General features: G+C 61.8%; 17 protein-coding genes and 1 tRNA gene. 5 read left to right on the plus strand and 13 right to left on the minus strand.

The window, feature by feature from the left end:
• Positions 1 to 3: 3 nt before the first annotated feature.
• The 5 genes from IV89_RS12195 to IV89_RS12215 all read right to left on the minus strand — a co-directional run bounded on the left by IV89_RS12195 (position 4) and on the right by IV89_RS12215 (position 5,550).
• Positions 4 to 948: an alpha/beta hydrolase gene (locus IV89_RS12195; protein ID WP_037943734.1), complete on the minus strand. Its 945-nt coding sequence runs from the start codon at positions 946 to 948 to the stop codon at positions 4 to 6.
• Positions 945 to 2,822 carry an acyl-CoA synthetase gene (locus IV89_RS12200; RefSeq protein ID WP_009826457.1) on the minus strand — a complete coding sequence of 626 codons (1,878 nt, stop codon included), beginning with the start codon at positions 2,820 to 2,822 and terminating at the stop codon, positions 945 to 947. Before IV89_RS12200 ends, IV89_RS12195 begins: the two co-directional genes overlap by 4 nt.
• A 218-nt stretch (positions 2,823 to 3,040) precedes the next feature.
• Positions 3,041 to 3,472, minus strand: a complete 432-nt coding sequence (lysM, locus tag IV89_RS12205) for a peptidoglycan-binding protein LysM (protein ID WP_037943733.1) — start codon at positions 3,470 to 3,472, stop codon at positions 3,041 to 3,043.
• A 67-nt stretch (positions 3,473 to 3,539) separates the two neighbouring features.
• Positions 3,540 to 5,339 carry an ABC transporter transmembrane domain-containing protein gene (locus IV89_RS12210; RefSeq protein ID WP_037943732.1) on the minus strand — a complete coding sequence of 600 codons (1,800 nt, stop codon included), beginning with the start codon at positions 5,337 to 5,339 and terminating at the stop codon, positions 3,540 to 3,542.
• 137 nt (positions 5,340 to 5,476) lie between these two features.
• Positions 5,477 to 5,550, minus strand: a tRNA-Gly gene (locus tag IV89_RS12215).
• 155 nt (positions 5,551 to 5,705) lie between these two features.
• Here IV89_RS12215 and IV89_RS12220 point away from each other — a divergent pair.
• The gene (locus IV89_RS12220; protein ID WP_037943731.1) at positions 5,706 to 7,220 is read left to right on the plus strand and encodes a malonyl-CoA synthase; all 1,515 of its coding nucleotides are present in this window, start codon (positions 5,706 to 5,708) and stop codon (positions 7,218 to 7,220) included.
• On the opposite strand, the gene IV89_RS12225 is transcribed toward IV89_RS12220, so the two are convergent.
• The 4 genes from IV89_RS12225 to IV89_RS12240 form a co-directional block, all read right to left on the minus strand.
• Positions 7,221 to 7,820, minus strand: a complete 600-nt coding sequence (locus IV89_RS12225) for a hypothetical protein (RefSeq protein ID WP_037943730.1) — start codon at positions 7,818 to 7,820, stop codon at positions 7,221 to 7,223.
• A complete protein-coding gene (locus IV89_RS12230; RefSeq protein WP_037943729.1) occupies positions 7,817 to 10,057 on the minus strand; it encodes a molybdopterin cofactor-binding domain-containing protein in 2,241 nt (746 codons plus the stop codon). The genes IV89_RS12225 and IV89_RS12230 overlap by 4 nt, the downstream gene beginning before the upstream one ends.
• A 1-nt stretch (position 10,058) precedes the next feature.
• Positions 10,059 to 10,517: a (2Fe-2S)-binding protein gene (locus IV89_RS12235; RefSeq protein ID WP_005852225.1), complete on the minus strand. Its 459-nt coding sequence runs from the start codon at positions 10,515 to 10,517 to the stop codon at positions 10,059 to 10,061.
• A gap of 176 nt (positions 10,518 to 10,693) precedes the next feature.
• Positions 10,694 to 11,806: an S-(hydroxymethyl)glutathione dehydrogenase/class III alcohol dehydrogenase gene (locus IV89_RS12240; protein ID WP_005852224.1), complete on the minus strand. Its 1,113-nt coding sequence runs from the start codon at positions 11,804 to 11,806 to the stop codon at positions 10,694 to 10,696.
• 234 nt (positions 11,807 to 12,040) lie between these two features.
• Between IV89_RS12240 and pcaC the strand changes: the two genes are divergently transcribed.
• The 4 genes from pcaC to IV89_RS12260 are packed head-to-tail and all read left to right on the plus strand — an operon-like array spanning position 12,041 to position 14,577.
• Positions 12,041 to 12,421: a 4-carboxymuconolactone decarboxylase gene (gene pcaC / locus IV89_RS12245; RefSeq protein WP_037943728.1), complete on the plus strand. Its 381-nt coding sequence runs from the start codon at positions 12,041 to 12,043 to the stop codon at positions 12,419 to 12,421.
• Entirely contained in the window at positions 12,418 to 13,149 is a 732-nt protein-coding gene (pcaH, locus tag IV89_RS12250) for a protocatechuate 3,4-dioxygenase subunit beta (RefSeq protein ID WP_037943727.1), read from the plus strand. The genes pcaC and pcaH overlap by 4 nt, the downstream gene beginning before the upstream one ends.
• Complete coding sequence (gene pcaG / locus IV89_RS12255; protein ID WP_037943726.1) at positions 13,149 to 13,754, plus strand: protocatechuate 3,4-dioxygenase subunit alpha; 606 nt, start codon at positions 13,149 to 13,151, stop codon at positions 13,752 to 13,754. The genes pcaH and pcaG overlap by 1 nt, the downstream gene beginning before the upstream one ends.
• The gene (locus IV89_RS12260; RefSeq protein WP_037943725.1) at positions 13,747 to 14,577 is read left to right on the plus strand and encodes a 3-keto-5-aminohexanoate cleavage protein; all 831 of its coding nucleotides are present in this window, start codon (positions 13,747 to 13,749) and stop codon (positions 14,575 to 14,577) included. Before pcaG ends, IV89_RS12260 begins: the two co-directional genes overlap by 8 nt.
• A 43-nt stretch (positions 14,578 to 14,620) precedes the next feature.
• On the opposite strand, the gene IV89_RS12265 is transcribed toward IV89_RS12260, so the two are convergent.
• The 4 genes from IV89_RS12265 to IV89_RS12280 all read right to left on the minus strand — a co-directional run bounded on the left by IV89_RS12265 (position 14,621) and on the right by IV89_RS12280 (position 21,045).
• The gene (locus tag IV89_RS12265) at positions 14,621 to 16,921 is read right to left on the minus strand and encodes a sulfatase-like hydrolase/transferase (protein WP_037943724.1); all 2,301 of its coding nucleotides are present in this window, start codon (positions 16,919 to 16,921) and stop codon (positions 14,621 to 14,623) included.
• Entirely contained in the window at positions 16,918 to 17,727 is an 810-nt protein-coding gene (locus tag IV89_RS12270; RefSeq protein WP_235183762.1) for a hypothetical protein, read from the minus strand. The genes IV89_RS12265 and IV89_RS12270 overlap by 4 nt, the downstream gene beginning before the upstream one ends.
• A complete protein-coding gene (locus IV89_RS12275) occupies positions 17,727 to 19,172 on the minus strand; it encodes a hypothetical protein (RefSeq protein ID WP_037943722.1) in 1,446 nt (481 codons plus the stop codon). The genes IV89_RS12270 and IV89_RS12275 overlap by 1 nt, the downstream gene beginning before the upstream one ends.
• A gap of 118 nt (positions 19,173 to 19,290) precedes the next feature.
• Positions 19,291 to 21,045, minus strand: a complete 1,755-nt coding sequence (locus IV89_RS12280) for a glycosyltransferase family 2 protein (protein ID WP_037943721.1) — start codon at positions 21,043 to 21,045, stop codon at positions 19,291 to 19,293.
• Positions 21,046 to 21,074: the final 29 nt, after the last annotated feature.

Consider the following 21,074-nt stretch of genomic DNA (forward strand, 5'->3'; position numbering starts at 1 on the left):
TTCTTAGGCCGTGCTGATCGCAGGCCATTCCCCTGCCCCCACAGCGCCGATCGCCGCTGTCACCTGATCAAAGAATGCCGCCGCCTTGCGTGACACCACCCGCGCGCGCAGACAGCCGTGGACAAGGCCCGCGGCCTCGTGCCAATGGGCCTGCCCGCCCGCCCCGTTGATCGCGTCGGCATAGGCTTCCCCGTCGCTCGACAGCGGGTCACAGGCCACCGTGAGGATCACCGTAGGCGGCAGGTCGGTAAAGTCGGTATCGTGCAGCGGGGCGTAGCGTGGATCGTCCACAGGCGGTGCCCCACCGGATCGCACCTGCTGGTAAAACTCCATATCCGCAACCGTCAGCTGCGGCGCGTTGGCGTGGGTGATATAGCTGCCCTTGCTGCGATCCCCGCCCAGTCCAGGATAGATCAGAACCTGACCCGCTATGCGCCCCTGAAAAGATGCTCGCGCGGTATGGGCGACGGCGGCAGCAAGATTGCCGCCCGCACTGTCCCCCGCCAATACAATCCCGCCGTCATATGCGGCTGCAATCGCCTGAAACGCGGCCCATGCGTCGTTGAAGCAAGCGGGAAAGACGACCTCGGGTGCGAGCGCGTAGTCGACAGAGATCACACGGTAGCCGGTCGCGGCGCAAATTTCGGCGCAGACATCATCGTGACTGTCGAGCCCGCCAACAACAAACCCGCCGCCGTGATAGTAGACGACCGTGATCGCGGATGTCTCGGCCTCGTAGACGCGACATGGGACGCCGCCGAAGGCGACGTCCCATGTGCGGACCCCATCAGGGTGGGGTTGGTGAAAAGCAGCGCACATCCGGTTATAGACAGCGCGCTGCTGGTCGATGGTTAATGACACCGCGTCCGGTGGATAGAAACTGTCCGAGCGGTCCATATAGGCCCAGATTTCCTCATCCAGTAGAACGCGGTAGTCGGGTTGGATCACGCGGCCTCCCAACCGAAGGTAAAGACGTCCAGCGATGCGCCGACATCAGCCTCGCTTGCGCCATTCATGGCGATTTGCGCAACCAGACCGCGTTTCTTGTCATCGGTGACAGAGGCAACACGCGCGGGCAGACCGGCGGCTTCCAACGTCTCGTCATAGACGCGCGTGATCGCGTTTTTGCGCAGGTCGGGCTTAAAGATCTTGCCGACGGCGGTTTTGGGCAGCTCGCTCATGATGGTCATATGCTTGGGCTGCGCCGCGCGTTCCTGCACGTGCTCTTTGCAGAACTCCAGCAGTTCCGCTTCGGTGATCGACGCACCTGCGACCAGTTCGACAAAGGCGCAAGGTACCTCGCCCGCGTGGGCATCCGGCTGGCCGATGGCACCGGCAAAGGCGACCGCCTCGTGCCCCAGAAGCGCCTCTTCGATCTCGGCGGGGTCGATGTTGTGACCGCCACGGATGATCAGGTCTTTGGCGCGGCCCGTAATCCAGAGGTATTTGTCGCTGTCGATACGGCCCAGATCCCCTGTGCGCAGGTGCGTGCCCTGATAGTAGAGATCCTTGTTCTTATCGGCTTCGGTATAGGTATTGCCCGCATAGACGCCGGGGTTCGAGATACAGATCTCGCCGATCTCGTCGACCTCTGCCTCGACCAGCCCGTCGCTGGTGCTTTTGACGATCTTCACATCCGTATAGGGGAAGGTGATGCCGATACTGCCCACTTTGCGCACGCCGTCCGTCGGGTTCGACGACACAAGGCAGGTTGCCTCTGTCAGGCCGTAGCCTTCGATCAGCGTGATGCCGGTGGCCTTTTCAAAGCGGCGGAACAGTTCCAGCGGCAAGGGTGCCGAGCCCGAGAAGGCGGTTTTCACGGTCGAGATATCAGCGTTGATCGGGCGCTGCATCTTGGCGGAAATCGCCGTAGGGACAGTGATGATGAAAGTGATTTTCCAGCGCTCGACCAGTTTCCAGAAGTTGTCGAACACCCCGTCCCCGCGATAGCCCTGAGGCGTCGGGAAGACCACATGCGCACCGGATTTCACCGCGGCCATAAGGATCACGTGGCAGGCGAAAACGTGGAACAACGGCAGCGGACACATGATGTTGTCGTTTTCCGTATACAGCAGCGTGTGCCCAAGCCAGCCGTTGTAGACCATGCCGGAGTACTTGTGCTGCGCCACTTTCGGCATGCCCGTTGTCCCGCCGGTGTGGAAGTAGAAGGCGACGCGATCCTCTTGCGGATCGTCGAATGTCAGCTCGGCCGGTTGCTTGGCGATTTCGGAATTGAAATTCTTGTAGGTCGCCTGATTGGTGACCTTCAGCTTCGGACGGATCAGCGGCACAATCCACGACTTTGGCGCGGTCAGATAGCGGCACAGGTCCACTTCGAGCACGGTCGTGACATTCGGTGCCAGCTTGACCGCCTCGGCGGTTTTCTCGGCCACATCCGTCTTTGGGAAAGGCCGCAGGGTCACAACGACCTTGGCATTGGTTTCACGCAGGATCGATCCGATCTGCTCTGCCTCGAGCAACGGGTTGATGGGGTTCGCGATCCCTGCGACCGCACCGCCCAGAAGCGTGATGACCGTCTCGTTACAGTTTGGCAGGACATAGGCGACCACATCGGTCGGCCCCACACCCAGCGACCGGAACAGATTGGCCGCACGGCCCACCTGCCCCCGCAACTGCGACCAGCTTAGGGTTTCCGCGTGATCTTTCGGCCCAGAGAAAATCTGGTAGCTGATCGCGTCGTGGCTTGGAAACTTTCCGGCGGTTTCGCTCAACATGCTCCAAAGTGTTTTGGGCACGTCGCGGTCAGCCCACGGCATTTCTGCTTCGATTGCGTTACGGTCTTCTACACCGGCAAATGACATTATTTTCCTCCCTTAGTGGTGCGGTTTGCCCGCATCCCGTTATTCCCTGTTGTCAAAGATGATTGCTAATTCCAGCTTTCGCAAGCATTTGCAGGCGCTCAAACGCTGCGTTCAAGCCCACTGACCCAACGGAAGGCTCGAAAAAAAGCGGCAGACGCCGCCTGCCGCTCTCTTTTATGGGGTAAAAGCGCGTGGCACACCCCTTTTGTGTAGTGCGATTACTTGGCAGGAATACGCAGCATCTGACCGGGATAGATTTTATCGGGGTGGGTCAGCATGGGTTTATTCGCTTCAAAGATTTCTTCATAGCGCGCGCCATTGCCAAGGGTCTTGGCCGCGATGGCCCAAAGCGTGTCGCCTTTTTCAACGGTGTGGAAGGTGCCGTCCCCCTCGCCGCCGTCCATGTCTTCTTCAACCGCGGCAACGCCTTCGACGTTCCCCACGGCCAGAATGACCTTTTCTTTCATCTCTTGGCTCGCTGCCTTGCCCGAAACCTTGACCTTGTCGCCTTCGACAGAAATATCGAGCCCTTCTGCATCAAGCCCGAGGTCTTTCAATTCATCCTGAAGCGCGGCTCCGGTGACTTCGGTATCATCACCGCCGCCAAACACTTTCTTGCCGGCGTCTTTTACGAAACTCCACAAACCCATGTTGTTCTCCTTCTGGATCCATTCGGGTGTGATTGTTTCCATTTAACCGTGAAATTCACAAGGTTTTTTATACGTCCGCGCGCCCATCGGTGAATTGCAGCCGCGCCAGGCGCGCATAGAGCCCCCCCTTGGTGACCAGCTCGTCATGGGTGCCCATATCGACGATCCGCCCTGCTTCCAGCACGACAATGCGATCAGCCTTTTTCACCGTCGCCAAACGGTGCGCGACGATCAGGGTGGTGCGGTCCGCGCTCAACCGATCCACGGCGGCCTGCACGGCGCGTTCGCTTTCGGCATCCAAGGCGCTTGTGGCTTCGTCCAGCAGCAGCACCGGCGCGTCGCGCAGGATGGCGCGGGCGATGGCGATACGCTGCTTTTGCCCGCCCGACAGCATCACCCCGCGTTCGCCCAGATAGCTGTCGTAGCCGTCGGGCAATGCGCTGATGAACCCGTGGGCGGCGGCGGCGTCGGCCGCGGCGTCAATCTCGGCGTCTGTGGCGTCGGGGCGGCCAAAGCGGATATTCTCGCGGGCAGAGGCGGCGAAGATCACCGGATCTTGCGGCACCAAGGCGACCGACCGGCGGAAGGCCGCACGCGAAACATCGCGCAGATCGACCCCGTCAAGGGTGATCCGCCCGGAGGCAGGGTCATAGAACCGCAGAATCAACTGGATGATCGTGGTCTTGCCTGCACCCGAGGGCCCGACGAACGCGACCGTTTCACCGGGGTTGATCGACAGGTTGATCCCGTCCAGTGCCTGCACATCAGGTCGTGCGGGGTATCTGAAATGCACGTCCTCAAAGGCAATCCGACCGGCGACAGGGCTGGGCAAGGCGATGGCCGCAGCGGGGTCTTGCACGGTGTCTTCGGTCCGCAACAGCTCTACCAGACGTTCCGTGGCACCGGCGGCGCGTTGAAGTTCACCCCATATCTCGGACAGCGCCGCGACCCCGCCTGCCACCATCACGGCATAGATCACGAATTGCACCAAGGCGCCGGGGGTCATCTGGTCGGCACGCACATCCCGCGCGCCCATCCACAAAACGCCCACGACGCCGGCAAATACCAGAAAGATCACAATAATCGTCATCAGCGCGCGGGTCTTGATCCGACGCTGCGCCGCATCATAGGACGCTTCGGTCATCTGTGCGAATTGCGATTGGCTGGCGGCTTCATTGGTAAAGGCCTGAACGGTCTGCACCGCGCCCAAACTCTCGGACGCATTGCCCGAGCTGGCCGCGATCCAGTCCTGATTTTCACGGCTCAGCACCCGCAAGCGCCGCCCCAGAACAAGGATCGGCACAATGACCGCCGGTACGATCAACAACACCATCGCCGTCAGCTTGGCCGAGGTGAACAGCATCAGCACCAGCCCACCGGTCACGATCAGCATATTGCGCAGCGCGATGGACACGGACGACCCGATCACCGACAGGATCAGCGTGGTGTCCGTGGTGATCCGGCTCAGCACCTCGCCGGTCATCAGGTTCTCGTAGAACGCCGGGCTCATAGAGATCACGCGATCGAACACCGCCTTGCGGATATCGGCAACGACCCGTTCGCCAAAGCGCGTCACCAGCGCATAGCGCAGCCCCGTGCCCACGGCCAGAAGGGCCGCGATGATCAGGGCGGCAACGAAGTACTGGTCCAGCAGTTCGGCCTCGCCGGTGCCGAAGTTATCGATCACGCGGCGCACGGCCAGCGGCAGCGTCAAAGAGATCATCGCCGTGAGCACCAGCGCCAGAATGGCCGCGATCATCAGCCCGCGATAGGGTGCAAGAAACGGCAGCAGCGCACGCAGGGCCCCCAACTCACGCGATTTTTCGCGTTCTTCGGTGCCGGGGCCGGGCGTCGGGGTACGTGCCATGAGATATCCTTTGGAGTGCTGCCGTGTCATCGCCCGCACATCGCGCGGGGTCAAGGGCTGCACCCCTAAGGCGCTTGCGACAAAAGCGCATTGATCCAGCGCAAATAGCCAAAATCAAAAGGATGTCGGGAAAGGAGTGGAGCGGGCGGCGGGAATCGAACCCGCGTCTTCTGCGTGGAAGGCAGAGGTCTTACCATTACACAACGCCCGCGCTACGGGAGGAGGGGTAAGTCATACGCTGCGGGTCGTCAAGGCCGTCTGCACGCGCGAAATGCAGCAAAGATCAAAATGCGCCATTTGCCGCCCTTTACCTGGCCCTGCCGATGGCGCAAATTCCGCGCTACCAAAGGTCAGAAGGAGACGACGATGCCCAACCCGCTTTACGACGCTTTATTCGGTCGCCACATCGGGCAAAACACGCCGTTCCTGATCCTGCCGGACGGGCGCACCATCACCCACGACCAATTCATCCGCTCTGCCGCGCGCTATGCCAATGCGTTTTCGGACAAGGGGCTGACAGCGGGCGACCGTGTCGCGGTGCAGGTCGGCAAATCGCCGGATGCGCTGGCGCTTTATGCCGCTTGCGTACAGGCAGGGCTGGTGTTCTTGCCGCTCAACCCCGGCTACACCGCGTCCGAGGTGGATTATTTCGTCGGCAACTCGGGCGCGCGGCTGCTGGTTTGCGATCCTGCCGATGTTCCCGAACTCACGCCGGTCGCTGCCGCCGCCGGTGCTGCGGTAGAGACGATGGACAACACCGGCCGCGGCACGCTGCGCGATCTGGCGGCCACCCTGCCCGACACATTCGATACCGTCGACCGCGGGGCCGAGGATCTGGCCGCCTTCCTCTATACCTCGGGCACCACAGGCCGATCAAAAGGCGCGATGCTGAGCCAGCGCAACCTGCTGAGCAACGCCGAAACGCTGGTTGATGTCTGGCAATTCACCAAGGCTGATGTGCTGCTGCATGCGCTGCCGATTTTCCACACGCACGGGCTGTTCGTGGCGACCAATATCATGCTGCTCAGCGGTGGCGCGATGGTGTTCCTGCCCAAGCTCGATATCGATCAGTTGATCCGTTTCATGCCGCAGGCCACCGCGTTGATGGGCGTGCCGACCTTCTACACCCGTTTGCTGGGCTCTGATGACTTCACCGCCGGGTTGACGGCGCATATGCGTCTGTTCATCTCGGGCTCTGCCCCCTTGCTGGCCGAAACGCACAAGCAGTTCGAGGAACGCACAGGCCACCGTATTCTGGAACGCTACGGGATGACGGAAACCAATATGAACACGTCGAACCCCTATGACGGGCCGCGGCGCGGCGGGACCGTCGGCACACCCCTGCCGGGGGTCGAGCTCAAGATTTGCGACCCCGATACCGGCGAGACCCTACCACAGGGAGAGATCGGCGTCGTCGAGGTCCGCGGGCCGAATGTTTTCCAAGGCTATTGGCAGATGCCCGAAAAAACCGCCGCTGAACTGCGTGCGGACGGGTTCTTTATCACCGGCGATCTGGGGCTGATTGATGAAGACGGCTATGTGCAGATTGTCGGGCGCGGCAAGGATCTGATCATATCCGGCGGCTATAACATCTATCCCAAAGAGGTCGAACAGGTGCTGGACGATCAACCCGGCGTGCTGGAAAGCGCCGTGATCGGCGTGGCTCATGGGGATCTGGGCGAGGCACCGGTTGGTGTGCTGGTCGCCGATGGCAGCCGAGATCTGGACCTAGAGGCGCTGTCGCAGACCGTCGCGCAATCGCTGGCGCGGTTCAAATGTCCGCGCAAGCTGGTGGTGATTGATGCCCTGCCCCGCAATACGATGGGCAAGGTGCAAAAGAACCTGCTGCGCGAAACCTATGGGGATCTGTTCAAGGGCTGACTACGGGTGCGGGTCGCCCACACAGGGCGTGCCGCCTGCCACCCAGATCGCCAGCGCCTCCTGCATCTCGGGGATGCTACCGGGGGCCGCCTCGCGCCCTGCGCCGGGGTCAAAGCCCCATGCAACAAAGGCCGACGTTCGCAGGTGATCGGACAGGTCTTCGGGCGCAAAGGCACCGTTGCTGTCGGGGTCACGCAGTTGTGCGCATATCTCGGCGCTGGTCTTGCCTTTCCACGCCATCTCAATCGGGGGAAGCCGCCATGCGTCCGCAATCATCGGCGGCGCGTGCGGGACGTTATTTTCCGACGCGGCGCTGATGTGGCAGGTACGGCAGGGCATCGTCTCGGCCCCGATGCGGCTTTCATCGGCAAGGATGTTCATGCCGTGCACGGGCGCTTGGTCGGCTGCCTCCTCGTGGCCCAACCCCTCCCAGAGCGGCACGCCAGCAGGGCCCACGTGGCAATTGGTACAGCGCGGATGTGAAACGACCGTGTGGATATCATCCCACGCCGCCAGCGCCGCTGCGCGATCGGGTGCTTCTTGCGCAAAAGCACCACCCGCGCAGACCAGCGCGATGATCCCCCCGCGAAGGGAGATCATACAAAATCAATCGACTTGGACAGCGGCAGTTCGCGGATACGCTGCCCCGTCGCGGCAAAGATCGCATTGGCCAAAGCAGGTGCTGCGGGGGGGACGGCGGGTTCACCGATGCCCCTGATCTTGTCGCCATTCTCAAGCCCGCGCACCATGATCAAAGGCGTCTGATGCAGGCGCATCCCTTCGTAGGCGTGGTAGTTATCCTGCTCTGCCACGCCGTCGCGATAGGTCAGCTCGCAGTTCATCGCGTGGCCCAGGCCAAAGATCACACCGCCTTGCAACTGCGCCTCAAAGTTCACGGGGTCCAGCACGCGGCCCACATCGGCGGCGACAAATACCTTGTCGATACGGATGCCGTCGGGGGTGTTGGTGACCTCGACCACCTCGGCCACGGGCACGCCAAAGGCCAGCGTAAACGCCAGCCCCCGCCCCCGGTTCGGCCCCAGATCGCTGCCCCATTCCGACATCTCGCCCACGGCCTCCAGCACCTTGCGCGATGCGTCGTGCCAACACAGGCGCAGCCGCTCTTGCAACGGGTCTGCGCCCGCGGCGTGGCACATCTCGTCCATGAAGCTTTCGTGCATGAACCCGTTGCCCGATGCCCCGACCGACCGCCAAGAGCTGATGGGCACCATCGCTGGCGTGCGGTAGCCAGTGACACGGTAGTTGGGGATCTGGAACGGCTGGTCCCACGCCCCCGCGACAATCGCCACATCAGGACCGAAGGCGGGCTGGTTCAACCTTGCGAGCGAGGATTCAGCGACCGAGGGGGCCGCAATCGACAGATCAAACGCCGCGATACCGGCATCCGCCACAGCACCGCGCCCGCGCGCAATGGCCAGCGGGCGGGGGAAATCATGAGTGAAGTCTTCCTCGCGCTGCCAGATCATCTTGATCGGCGTGTCAGGCATCTGCATCGCGATCTCGACCGCTTGGGCGATATAATCATCCTCAAGGCGCCGGCCAAAGCTGCCACCGGACATCAGCACATGCACGTGGATGTCATCGCCGTCCAACCCTGTCAGCCGCGCCATATTCGCCTTGACGAAACGGGGGATTTGCGTGCCGGTCCAGATATCCAGCCGCCCCTCGGTCAGCTTGACCACGACGCTCATCGGTTCCATAGGGGCATGGGCCAGATAGGGGATGCGGTATTCCGCCTCGACGACCGAGGCATCTTGCAACGCCCCCTCTACATCGCCGTCGTCCTTGAACCGGCTGTCGCGGTGATCCTCGGTGAAAGAGGCCGCCACAGCGGCGAACTGGTCGGCGCTGTCACCGATATAGGGCGACGGGCCCCAGTCACATTCAACCGCCTGAGCCGCCTGAAACGCGCGCCATGTGTTATCCGCCACCACAGCGATGCCGCCGGTGATGGGCAAGACCGCGCTGACCCCGCGCATCTGGCGTGCGGCCTCGGCATCAAAACCGTTCAGCCCGCCGCCAATCGCCGGATTGGTGCGGGTCGTGGCGATCACCATACCGTCCATCTGCATGTCGATGCCGTAGATCTGCCGACCGGTGGATTTCGCCACGATGTCGGTCCGCTTCTGCGGCTTGGTCAGATAGCGCCATTCCGACGGATCACGCAGGGTGACATCCTGTACCGGCTCGATCTCGGCGGCGATGCTGGCAAGGTCGATGTATTCGATCTTCAACCCATCGGGCAGAACGATGCAGCCGTTCTCTGTCCCCAGTTGGTCGCGCGGCAGGCCGGTCTGCTTCATCGCGGCCTTGATCAGCGTCTCGCGTGCGACGGCACCGGCCATGCGCAGGCGATCATACATATCAGGCACGGTGGACGAGCCGCCGGTGATATGCAGCCCCATCAGCTTGCCCATGACATCGACCGCACCGCGCCCGCCGCGTGCCAGCATCGTGTCAGAGGTCGCGGCAATCGGCAGCGCCTCTGCCCCGACAACGCCGTTGTAGTAAATCGCATCCGCCGGACCGGGCGACAGCTTGGCGCTGCGCGGGTCAATGTCGAGCTCTTCGGCGATCATATGCGCCTGCATCGACCACGCGCCCTGCCCCACATCCGCGCGCGGCGTGATCAGCGTGATCCCTTGAGCGTCGATCTTGACGTAGGGGGTGATCGCGGTTTCGCCGGGTTTCAACCCGTCGAGCAGCGGGTTCTCCCCCTCGCGTTTGTAAAGATAGGTGCCAAAGACGACGCCGCCTGCAACAGCGGCAGAGCCAATCAGGAAGCTGCGGCGCGCAATTGTTTTCACACGTCCCATATCACACCGCCTTCAGCTTGATCGCGGCGGATTTCACCGCCTCGCGAATACGGGGATAGGTGCCGCATCGACAGAGGTTCCCGCTCATCGCGGCGTCAATCTGGTCATCCGTAGGGGTCGGGTTCAGCTCGAGAAAAGAGGCCGCCTGCATGATCTGCCCCGATTGGCAGTAGCCGCATTGCGCGACCTGCAGGTCGATCCAAGCCTCCTGCACCGCATGGCGCACCGCCGGAGAGCCCAATCCTTCGATGGTGGTAATCTCACCCTCGACATCGCCCGCAGCCAACTGGCACGACCGGACCGCGATCCCGTCCATATGCACGGTGCAGGCCCCGCATTGCGCGATCCCGCAGCCGTATTTCGGGCCGGTGATCCCCAGAACGTCGCGCAAGACCCAGAGCATGGGCATGTCTTCCTCGACGTCCACATCATGGGTCACGCCATTTACTGTAAGTTTCATGCCTTGTCTCCCGACGTTCACTCTATAAATACCAGCGGAATCGGGGTGGTAAACCCAATCTGTCCCGCATCCCTTCGTGCCCTCACGTCAAAACATCGTGTCACGAGGGGTTTCAGAAAACATAAAACGCCGCCCCCGTGAGGACGGCGTTTGTCGCAAGTTTTACGAATTCGCGCTTAGAATTCAACGACGGCGCGAATGGATTCACCCTTGTGCATCAATTCGAACCCTTCGTTGATCTGGTCCAGCGTCAGCTTGTGGGTGATCATCGGGTCGATCTCGATCTTGCCGTTCATGTACCAATCCACGATCTTGGGCACATCGGTGCGGCCCTTGGCCCCGCCGAATGCCGTGCCTTTCCAGACGCGGCCCGTGACCAGCTGGAACGGACGGGTCGAGATTTCGGCCCCCGCCGGTGCAACACCGATAATGATCGACTCCCCCCAGCCCTTATGCGCGGCTTCAAGCGCCTGCCGCATGACCTTGGTATTGCCTGTGGCATCAAAGGTGTAATCCGCGCCGCCTTTGGTCAGCTCGACCAGATGCGCGACCATATCGCCCTCGACCTTGGTGGGGTTCACAAAGTCGGTCATGCCGAAGTAGCGGCCTGTCTCTTCCTTGTCGTCGTTCAGATCGACGCCGACAATCTGGTCGGCCCCCGCCATGCGCAGGCCCTGAATGACGTTCAGCCCGATGCCGCCCAAACCAAAGACCACGCAGCGCGCGCCGATCTCTACCTTGGCGGTGTTGATCACCGCGCCGATGCCCGTGGTCACACCGCAGCCGATATAGCAGATCTTGTCAAAGGGCGCGTCCTTGCGGACCTTGGCAAGAGCGATTTCAGGGATGACCGTGTGATTGGCGAAGGTCGAACAGCCCATGTAGTGGTGGATCGGCGTGCCATCCATCATCGAGAACCGCGTGGTGCCATCGGGCAGCAGCCCCTGACCTTGGGTCACGCGGATCGCCTGACAGAGGTTGGTTTTACCCGATAGGCAATATTCACACTCGCGGCATTCGGGCGTGTAAAGCGGGATCACGTGATCGCCGACCTCGAGCGTGGTGACGCCCTCGCCGACCTCAAGCACGACGCCTGCGCCCTCGTGGCCCAGAATGGCCGGGAAAATTCCTTCGGGGTCGTCGCCCGAACGGGTGAATTCATCGGTGTGGCACAGGCCGGTGGCCTTGATTTCGATCAGGACTTCACCCCGCTTGGGGCCTTCGAGATTTACGTCCATCACTTCAAGCGGTTGCCCTGCGGCAACGGCGACGGCGGCGCGTGTTTTCATCATAAGAAGCGTCCTTTTGCTGTTTCGGCCAAAAGGACGAAAAAGCGCTGTAATGTCAAGGTCAGGGGGAGGCTGGACAGGCATAAGGGGGCGCTGCCCCCGGCACCGCTTTGCGGCCCCTCCCCCGGGATTTTCATCCATTTGGAAGGGCGGATATGCGTTTGCGCGCCGCGTGTTTTTCCTGTCCAATCGGCGGCGCGACAATGAACACCCACCGTGACCGAGGAGAAGAACATGGCCGACCGAACCGAGATCGGTATGACCACCCGCCGCGCCGTTTTGGGCGATGCCCATGTGGACCGCGCTGAAGCCGCCAAGACCGAGCTGGACGCGCCGTTCCAAAGTCTGATCACCGAAAGCGCCTGGGGCACCGTCTGGGCCAGCGACAAGATCAGCCGCCGCGAACGATCCATGCTGACGCTGGCACTGCTGGCGGCGACCGGCAACTTCGAGGAAATCCCGATGCACATCCGTGCCACCGCCAATACCGGTGCCAGCAAATCCGATGTGATCGAGGCGTTCCAGCATGTTGCCATTTACGCGGGGGTGCCAAAGGCGAACCATGCGCTTAAACTCGCCAAACAGACCTATCAGGAAATGGAAGCCGCCGAATGACCGATCAGAACGGAGCGTTCTTTCACCGTGACCGGAGCTGGCACCCGCCCGCGCTGGCACCGGCCTATAAGACATCGGTGGTGCGGTCGCCGCAAAAGGCGCTGATCTCGATGAATACCACGCTGAGCGAGCAGACCGGCCCGGTCTTTGGCCACAATATGCTGGGGGCGCTGGATAATGACCTGATCCTCAACTACGCCGCCGAGGGCGAAATGGCGATTGGCCAGCGGATCATCGTGCATGGTCGTGTGCTCGACCAGAACGGGCGCGGTGTGCCCGGTGTGTTGCTCGAATTCTGGCAAGCCAATGCGGGGGGGCGCTATCGCCACAAGAAAGAGGGATATCTGGCCCCGCTCGACCCCAATTTTGGCGGATGTGGCCGCACTGTGACCGATGAGAACGGCGGCTATAGCCTGCGCACGGTCAAACCGGGTGCCTACCCCTGGCCCAATGGGGTGAATGACTGGCGCCCTGCGCATATCCACTTTTCCGTTTTCGGGCAGGGTTTTGCGCAGCGCTTGATCACGCAGATGTATTTTGAGGGCGATCCGCTGATCTGGAAATGCCCCATCGTGCAGACGATCCCGTCGCGCGCCGCGGTAGAGCAGTTGATCGCGCCGTTGGACATGGACAATACCGTGCCAATGGATGCGCGGGCCTATAAATTCGACATCGTGCTCAGGGGCCGCCGGTCCACCATGTTTGAAAACCGGATGGAGGGGAACTGATGCAAGAGCTGACCCAGTTGAAAGAAAGCCCGTCGCAGACCGCAGGGCCCTATGTGCATATCGGCTGCGTGCCGAATTTTTGCGACATTACCGGCGTCTACCCCGAGGATCTGGGCGCGCGTATGGTCAATGCCGAGACCAAAGGCGAACGGATCACGGTGAAGGGCACGATCTATGATGGCACCGGCACGCCGCTGAAAGACGCGCTGGTCGAGATCTGGCAGGCCGATGCGGCGGGGCTCTATCCGGGCAATGACCCCCGTGGGGCCGCCGATCCGAACTTTACCGGATGGGGGCGCAAGGCGAGCGATTATGACACCGGCGAATGGCAGTTCGACACCATCCGCCCCGGCGCCGTGCCCTTTCCCGACGGGCGTATGATGGCCCCGCATATCAGCTTGTTGATCGTCGCGCGCGGGATCAATATCGGCTTGAATACACGTATGTATTTCCCCGATGCCGATAACAGCGCCGACCCGTTGCTGACCCGTATTGAACATCAAAACCGCGTAGCGACCCTGATCGCGGAGAGAGAAACCGATGGCGTCTATCGGTTTGATATTTACCTTCAGGGCGAGAAAGAAACAGTGTTCCTAGATGTCTGATCCATGCATTCTTTGCGTTGCCATCACCGGCAGCGTACCGACCAAAGCCGCCAATCCCGCCGTGCCCGTCACGATCACCGAGCAGATTGAAAGCACGCACGCAGCCTTTGAAGCCGGGGCGAGCATCTGCCACGCCCATGTGCGCAATGACGACGAGACGCCCTCCTCTGACCCAGAGAAATTCGCGCGGTTGAAAGAGGGGCTGGAGAAACACTGCCCCGGGATGATCATCCAGTTCTCGACCGGCGGGCGGTCAGGTGCGGGCAAGGCGCGCGGCGGCATGCTGTCACTGCGGCCCGATATGGCCTCGCTGTCGGTGGGGTCGAACAACTTTCCGACACGCGTCTACGAGAACCCGCCGGATCTGGTGGATTGGCTGGCGTCCGAAATGCGCGCCCATGAGGTTGTGCCCGAGATCGAAGCCTTTGATCTGAGCCACATCCTACAGGCGATCCAGCATCACAAGGACGGCAAGCTGTTCGGGCGGCTTTATGTGCAATTCGTCATGGGGGTGAAAAACGCCATGCCCGCGGATAAAGAGGTTTTTGACTTCTACGTCGCGCAGTTGAAGGCCCGCGCGCCCGAGGCCGCGTGGTGTGCCGCAGGGATCGGGCCGAACCAGATCGTCGTGAACGAATGGGCGATTGCGGCGGGCGGTCACACGCGGGCCGGCCTGGAAGACAATGTGCGTCTGGACCGTAACACGCTCGCCCCATCCAACGCGGCGCTGATCAAACGCGCCGCGGATCTATGCGAGAAATACGAACGCCCCGTGGCGACCTGGCAGCAGGCGCGCGAGATTCTGGGGCTGCGCAACGCCTAAGACATCCGCTGTCGCCCCGGGCTTTCGGCGGGCGACAGCGCTTTCATCGGCTTTGCTGGATTTGCGACTGTAATTGACTGGCGCTGACGGCGGCGTTGATCCGCACGACGGCGACGCCGAGCCTCAGTTCCGCACCACGGCCTTCGTCGATTGTGATGGTCGGGGCGGCCGGCCAGTCGGATAGGTCGAGCGTATAGTCGTCCTCCCATCCGGTAAGTGTCGTCACGCCGCCATAAGCCACGTGGAAGGTCGCACGCCCTTTGCCGGGTTCAATCGTGTTGTGCCCGCTGCCGATATAGATCGTATCATCCCCGCCTGCGGATTGCACGCGGTTACGGCCGGGGCCAGTGTGGATTTCGGACCCGCCTTCGCCATCGGAAATATCATCATTGCCCGGCCCGCCGTAGATCTTGCTGCGCCCTGCCCCGCCACGGATCACGTCGTTGCCCGCGCCCCCGTCGAGGATGTCGCGCCCATTGCCGCCGATCAGCGTGTCATTGCCCGCGCCGCCGTAGAACAGGTGCACATCCTTGCCGCGCCCTGATTTGGCGATCAACATATCGTCGCCGGCACCGCCATAGAAGGTCGCGCCCGCGTATTTTGCACCGATCATCACATCGGCCCCGCGGCTTCCTTCGACGTTCACCGCGACCCTTTCGGAGGTTTCGAAGTTCATCGGGGTATCGGGATGCGCCACAACCGCAATGGGCTTGCCCTTCGATGGGTCTTGCTCTTCCCGGGCGACGACAGTGGCGATGCGGATATTCTCGATATAGGCGGGCATGTGCAGCACATAGTCATCTGGCCCCGCCATATACCACAACGTATCATTGCCGCCGTCTTCATCTTCCGAAATCTTTTCGGCATTGGCCCCATAGGCCCAATAATCATTATCCGCCGTGCCCCCCGCCAGCACCACAGAGCCGTCCAGCGCCATCATCGCATTGACCCCGCGCTGCGGGTTCTCGAACCCGCGCAGGTCAAGCCCGAGGTCCAGCGCATTATCCACCATCGTCCGGCGCAACGCGTCGAGAGGGGCCGTTTCCACGATATTCGTCGTCTCGCCGGGGTCGGCGACCAGATCATAGATATGCTCTTCGCCGTTGGGGTAGCGGAAGTAGCGGTATTGGCTCAGATCGGGATCGGCGGCGCGCACGGAGAGCGTGCCGAAAACGCTCGTCACCGGAGATTTGCTGTCGTCATACGATCCGAAACTGTCATCGATCAGCGGCAGCAGACTTTGGCCCGACGTCCAGTCGGGGCGGTATGGCAGCCCCGCCAGGTCCATGATCGTCTTGGGCACATTGTGCAGCGATACGGGCATCTCGACCACGCGGCCCTGCGTCATGCCTGCGTGCCAGATCCCCAGCGGCACATGGGCGGCGCTGTCCCACTGGCTCATCTTGTGGAAACTGTCGTGGGTGCCAAGGTTGAACCCATTGTCTGACAGCAACAGGACGGTGGTATTTTGCGCCAACTCCGAACCGCGCAAGGCGTCCATGAAGCGGCCGATTTCCGCATCCACATGGCTGATGGCCGCGAAATAGGCGCGTACAACCTGTCGCCACGCATGATCGCCCGCCTTCTCCGGGGTCCAGGGACCGTTGGCGATATAGGCGGCCTCGTAGACGGCCATGCCCTCCTGCGGGCCAAAGTAATCTTCCGGCGCGGCTGACTTGGGCCAGACAATCTGGTCGGGATCATACTGCTGATAGAAGCGGTCGGGGCATTGCAGGTTGTAATGCGGGTGCTTGAAGCCCAGCTGGATCAGGTGCCGCCGCGCAGGGTCGGCCCGATCCAGATAGTCGATCGCGTTCTGCGCCACCCTATTGTCGTAGAAGCGGTCATCCTGGCTGCCATCGTCATCGGGATGGTTGACGCCCGCGATCCCCGGCCCCTTGTCGAGGTATTTCTTGACCTTGGATCGCCGCCCCGCATCCTTTGCCTCAGGCTGTTCGTGAAAGAGGATGCGCGCATACTCATGGGGCATGGGTTTGTAGTTGCTGTCGACCTTGCCCGTTGTGAACGTGCGAAACCCGTTGCGGCGCAAATCATATTGCCAGCCCGCCGTTGGCGGCAAGATATCGCGCCAAAACCGGTTGAGATCGACCAGACCCGTGCGAAACGGTGACAAGCCCGTCGCCAGTTCCGCCCGGCACGGCGCACACAGCGGCACGGTGGCATAGGCGTTGGAAAACCGCGTCCCCTCGGACATGAAGCGGTCGATATTGGGCGTGCTGATCTGCAGCCCGAAGGCCGTTCGCCACGTGAAAATATCGATCATGTCATCGATCCAGATGACACAGATATTGCCACCAGCGGTGTCGGTTCTGGTAAAGCTCATGGGCGTTCCCCTGTGTTTCGGGGCGCTTCGGCATAGCGGCAAGTGCGCGCGACCTGTTCAAGGGCGGCGGGCGTGCTGGCAGCATGATCAAGCCAGATCAGCACGTCATGCACCACCGATGTGCCCAGGGTCTTGAGGATCCCCTTGCGGTGGGACCGGCAGCCGATGAACAGATCAGCCACACCGTTCAACGCCGCCGCCAGTTCAGCGCTTGGTCGGGTGCTCTTCTGCGGGATTGGAAACACATCCCCGACCGGTGCGGCGGTCAGGTGCAACTGCCCTTGGTCAAAACCTGCCAGCACCCAATAGTCCTTACCCGGTGCGGGGATAGAGACCTCGACCATACCCGCATCATCCCGCCAGATCAGCCGGCCCTCGCTTTCGCTGAGAAACAGGTAGTTGTCGCTGGCGTCGGGGTTCACCGTCAGGAGGCTACGCGCCTCTGCGTCGGGCGAAGTGACGCGGATGGCAAGGCAGAAGCAGTCCTGCTCGACCAGTGCCGCATCAACGACAAAGCCGCAGTTCACCCCGCGCGTGAATGCCACCCCGCCGCCCTCCAGCAACGTGCCATTGTCGTCATTCGGATCGACAGGGCGCGCGCGCGGGCCAAGTCCGTTCTCGGCGGCCCATTGGGTAATCGCCTTTTGCGCATTGAAGGTCATGGCGGGGGCATGGGCATGGTACCAGACCGCCTGCGCATCATTGGGGTGACAGGCGTCCACGACGCTGGCCTGCGCTGCGTCATCGCGCAACAAGGCACCTTCGGGCAGGTCGATATCGACATAAAGGGGCGTGATATCTTGCATCAGTGCACCGGCAGCGCGGCAGGCAGCGCCCAACGGTGTAACATCTCTCCGGTTCGGCTGGCATAGCAGAACCCGTCGCGCAGCGCCCCTCGATTGGCGGGCATCCCGTCGTCGCTGGGTGCGGCCCCGATGGCGTAACACAGCGTCAGCCCCTCCCCCGTCGGAGGCTTGTCACAGGTGATCAGCAGATCGTTACGGTCTTTGGCATCAACCTGCACGCTGGTAATCGTGGCACCGGCACTGTCCCCTTCAAGGCGGAAACCACAGGCACCACCGGCATTCAGCGGGTCGGCGGCATCCAGCACAAAGGGGCCCATCCCCTCCCCGCGGCAACGGATCACGCTGGGGTTGTCGAGCTCACGCTCTGCCAGCAGAAGAACGGGGCAGTTCCACGGCTGGTCGCTGTTGCGCGCCTCGATCGCGCAGGCTTCCATCTCGGCCATTTGCAGCCGCGCGATATCTGTGGGCCGGCCAAATTCATCCAGCGCGAACATATAGCCCGGTGCCGCGTAGACGTGATCGTGCCCGCCCTTGTTCCATGCCAAATCCCACTGCGCGCGCAGCACGTCCGAGTCCGATACATCCCGCGTCCCTGCATCAAAGACAGCCGTAAACAGCGGCTTGCGCAAGCCGTGGTCGGCGAAGATATCCGTGATACGGCGCATCAGCGCGTGCATGGCGGCGCACCATTCAGGTCCGGTGCTCAGAACATCTTCGAGCGTGAAATCAAGCCCCACAGACAGGACCTTGGCCGGTTTACCCAATGCGCGCGCGGCGGCACAAAGGTTGGCGACAGTCTGATGAAAGCTGGTAAGGGCGGCCCCGTCGATCAACGCGGTGATGCTGGCGCTGCTGTCGGTTTCGGTGCGCGCATAAAGCAGTGGCAGGGCCCGGTGCTCCGCGTGCCTGCGACGCAGAATTTCGTCGGCGATCAGGCTGTCGCGGGTCTGTTCGGTCAGGCGCTGCATCAGGTCAGTGGGTGCCAGCGTTTCTGTCCCCGCAGCCCCAGCGGGCCCCAGGTCATCACCCGTGGTCACCACGTGGTAGGGGAAGGACAGTGTTTCATCCGCAGTCACCGCCCGCCGCGTGCCCCCGATGGCCAGAACACCAAAGACCGCGCCCGACGTGTCGGCGATAATGTCAGGCGCGCTGGCGTCCGGGGCAGCGGTGATCTTGCGCCGGAATTGCCGCGTGCCTTGGGCACCGGGCAGGTTCGCGTCAAACACATACCATTCCCCCTGCTCTCGAAGGTTCCACGCATCGACATCGCCCAACACAGCCGCATCGACGGGCAGCACCTGCCCCCCGGCAGGCAGGCGACGGTGGATATCCGCGATGACGCTGTCCGAGAGGTTCAGGCGCAGGCCCGTTTCGTCAAAGCCGATCACATCGCCGTTCTTTGCCCGAAGAAGGACACCGCGTTTACTGGGGGCGTGGTCTGGCATTTGATACGTTCCTATTGGCGGGTCGGGCGCCGTTTCGCGCCCCCTTCAGCATCGTTTATGTCACCATCCCCGAGGCGGCAAAAGCATCGCAGCCGCCATCCCCTTCGGGAAAGCCGTCTCAGGTCGCATGGGCAGCCTGCTTTGGCTCGATGATAACAAACTCGGGCATGCTTTGGTCTTGGTCGGGCGACAGGCTCGGGTCTTTGACCTTGCTCCGTTGTGCGTGGAACGCGGCCACGGCAGGCCCGAACAACACGACACGCGTCACAGGGCCAAGCGTCACCCGGCTAAGCAATCCGCCGCCCAGTTCCTCGTAGCTGATGCGCAGAACATCCGGCTGATGGTCCGCGATCATCTGGTTCACCCGCGCAAGGGTTTCGGCATCGTCGTCGCAAATCACCGGCGCGTTGATCATGGACAAACGGTCGCCCAGTTCAAGCGCGTTATGGTCCAACACGTCGCGCATGATCGCCAACCGCGAGCTGTTATCCTCCTGCGCGAGGACCGTCGCACCTGACACCGTTTGCGTGGCATGGATCGACAGAAAACCGATCCCCGCGCCAAGGTCGAGCACCTTTTGGCCAGCTTCGACCATGCGCCCGGTCATGCGCGCCATACGTCTTTGGTATTTGCCGCGCATTACAAGCTCGAGCGTGCTTTGCGCAAAGATACGCACATCCGCAGGCAGGGCGATGTCGTGGTTGGGCACCCAATCCACCGCCGTTTGAACTGATACGTCAATGTCGCCCGGAACGAACCCGTCGCCGCCCTCTGCGACATCCGCGAATGCGGCTTCCGGCACGCTACGGCGTTCCTCGGCGGGGCGGTCGGCGACGTTTTTCTCGACCTGAGACATCAGCTTGGCGATCTCTTCGGGGTCGCGGGCCTTGGGCGGCTTGGCCACGATCTGCGTGATCGGCACCTCGGATGCCTCAAGCAGCGATTGCTTCAGCTCTGCATAGGCGTCGGTCGCGCGGTATTCTTCAAGCCGTGCCTCGACCTTTTCGATGGCGGCATTATGGAGACGCGACAGAACCGGATCAGTCAGCAGCTCGTCCATGATCTGCTTGCGCCGTTCGGTATAGCGAAGGATCTTGTCATCATAGACCTCGTTTCGGTCCTGCAGCGACCAATAGTCGGCGTTATACTTGTCTTTCTTGTTGTTCACATTGCCGCGAAACTTGCGGATCGCATAGCTGTCGACCGATTTGACCGCATAGTGGTTCATCTGCGCCCATTGATAGCCCACGGTGCGCCGGATCGACCGCCAGCCGCGAAACTTGAAGTAATCCTCCATCGGCTGGCCGGATCCGTTGAGCCATTTCACAGTGTCGGGAAAGCCGGTCTCCAGATGCTTATTCTTAATTGACGGGCGATGGATTCCGATTTTCCATTTGTCAGGGTCAAACTTGAACAGCGTCTTGACGCCCCAGCCCTTGTTCCACGTGGGCGGGGCCGCATAGAGGTATTGTTCGGTCACCGGATCGCGGGACCAGTCGACCACATTGCCAGAGCCGAAGATGCGCCAAGTGATCACGATGCCGTTGGCATCCCCCGCCGCGTCCAGCATCGGGTCCAGCGTGCCGTCACCATAGTTGATGCAGAGGAATTCATCGGCATCGAACATCAAGATCCAGTCGGCCGCGGCGACTTTGGGTTCGGCCTGCGCGTATTTCATCGCCGATGGCTGCGGCTTCACCCCTTCGGGGATGTCGTTGCGCCGGTGGTAGCCCAGACCCAGTTCTTCAAGCCGGATCAGCATGTCATCGGTGCCATCGGAACAATCGTTTGTGTAAACGAGTATCTTTGTGAACCCCACGGCAAGATGATGGGCATACCACTCCAGCAGGAATGGTGCCTCGTCCTTCATCATAGAGATGGCCAGTAGCTTGCCGTGCCGGC

It is taken from the genome of Sulfitobacter sp. CB2047 (assembly GCF_000735125.2).
In the GTDB taxonomy this organism is placed as follows: domain Bacteria; phylum Pseudomonadota; class Alphaproteobacteria; order Rhodobacterales; family Rhodobacteraceae; genus Sulfitobacter; species Sulfitobacter pontiacus.

Coding starts and splice junctions, on each gene's coding strand:
- IV89_RS12200 (WP_009826457.1), bottom strand. CDS start 2,822: ATGTCATTTGCCGGTGTAGAAGACCGTAACGCAATCGAAGCAGAAATG.
- lysM (WP_037943733.1), bottom strand. CDS start 3,472: ATGGGTTTGTGGAGTTTCGTAAAAGACGCCGGCAAGAAAGTGTTTGGC.
- IV89_RS12210 (WP_037943732.1), bottom strand. CDS start 5,339: ATGGCACGTACCCCGACGCCCGGCCCCGGCACCGAAGAACGCGAAAAA.
- IV89_RS12220 (WP_037943731.1), top strand. CDS start 5,706: ATGCCCAACCCGCTTTACGACGCTTTATTCGGTCGCCACATCGGGCAA.
- IV89_RS12225 (WP_037943730.1), bottom strand. CDS start 7,820: ATGATCTCCCTTCGCGGGGGGATCATCGCGCTGGTCTGCGCGGGTGGT.
- IV89_RS12230 (WP_037943729.1), bottom strand. CDS start 10,057: ATGGGACGTGTGAAAACAATTGCGCGCCGCAGCTTCCTGATTGGCTCT.
- IV89_RS12235 (WP_005852225.1), bottom strand. CDS start 10,517: ATGAAACTTACAGTAAATGGCGTGACCCATGATGTGGACGTCGAGGAA.
- IV89_RS12240 (WP_005852224.1), bottom strand. CDS start 11,806: ATGAAAACACGCGCCGCCGTCGCCGTTGCCGCAGGGCAACCGCTTGAA.
- pcaC (WP_037943728.1), top strand. CDS start 12,041: ATGGCCGACCGAACCGAGATCGGTATGACCACCCGCCGCGCCGTTTTG.
- pcaH (WP_037943727.1), top strand. CDS start 12,418: ATGACCGATCAGAACGGAGCGTTCTTTCACCGTGACCGGAGCTGGCAC.
- pcaG (WP_037943726.1), top strand. CDS start 13,149: ATGCAAGAGCTGACCCAGTTGAAAGAAAGCCCGTCGCAGACCGCAGGG.
- IV89_RS12260 (WP_037943725.1), top strand. CDS start 13,747: ATGTCTGATCCATGCATTCTTTGCGTTGCCATCACCGGCAGCGTACCG.
- IV89_RS12265 (WP_037943724.1), bottom strand. CDS start 16,921: ATGAGCTTTACCAGAACCGACACCGCTGGTGGCAATATCTGTGTCATC.
- IV89_RS12270 (WP_235183762.1), bottom strand. CDS start 17,727: ATGCAAGATATCACGCCCCTTTATGTCGATATCGACCTGCCCGAAGGT.
- IV89_RS12275 (WP_037943722.1), bottom strand. CDS start 19,172: ATGCCAGACCACGCCCCCAGTAAACGCGGTGTCCTTCTTCGGGCAAAG.
- IV89_RS12280 (WP_037943721.1), bottom strand. CDS start 21,045: ATGATGAAGGACGAGGCACCATTCCTGCTGGAGTGGTATGCCCATCAT.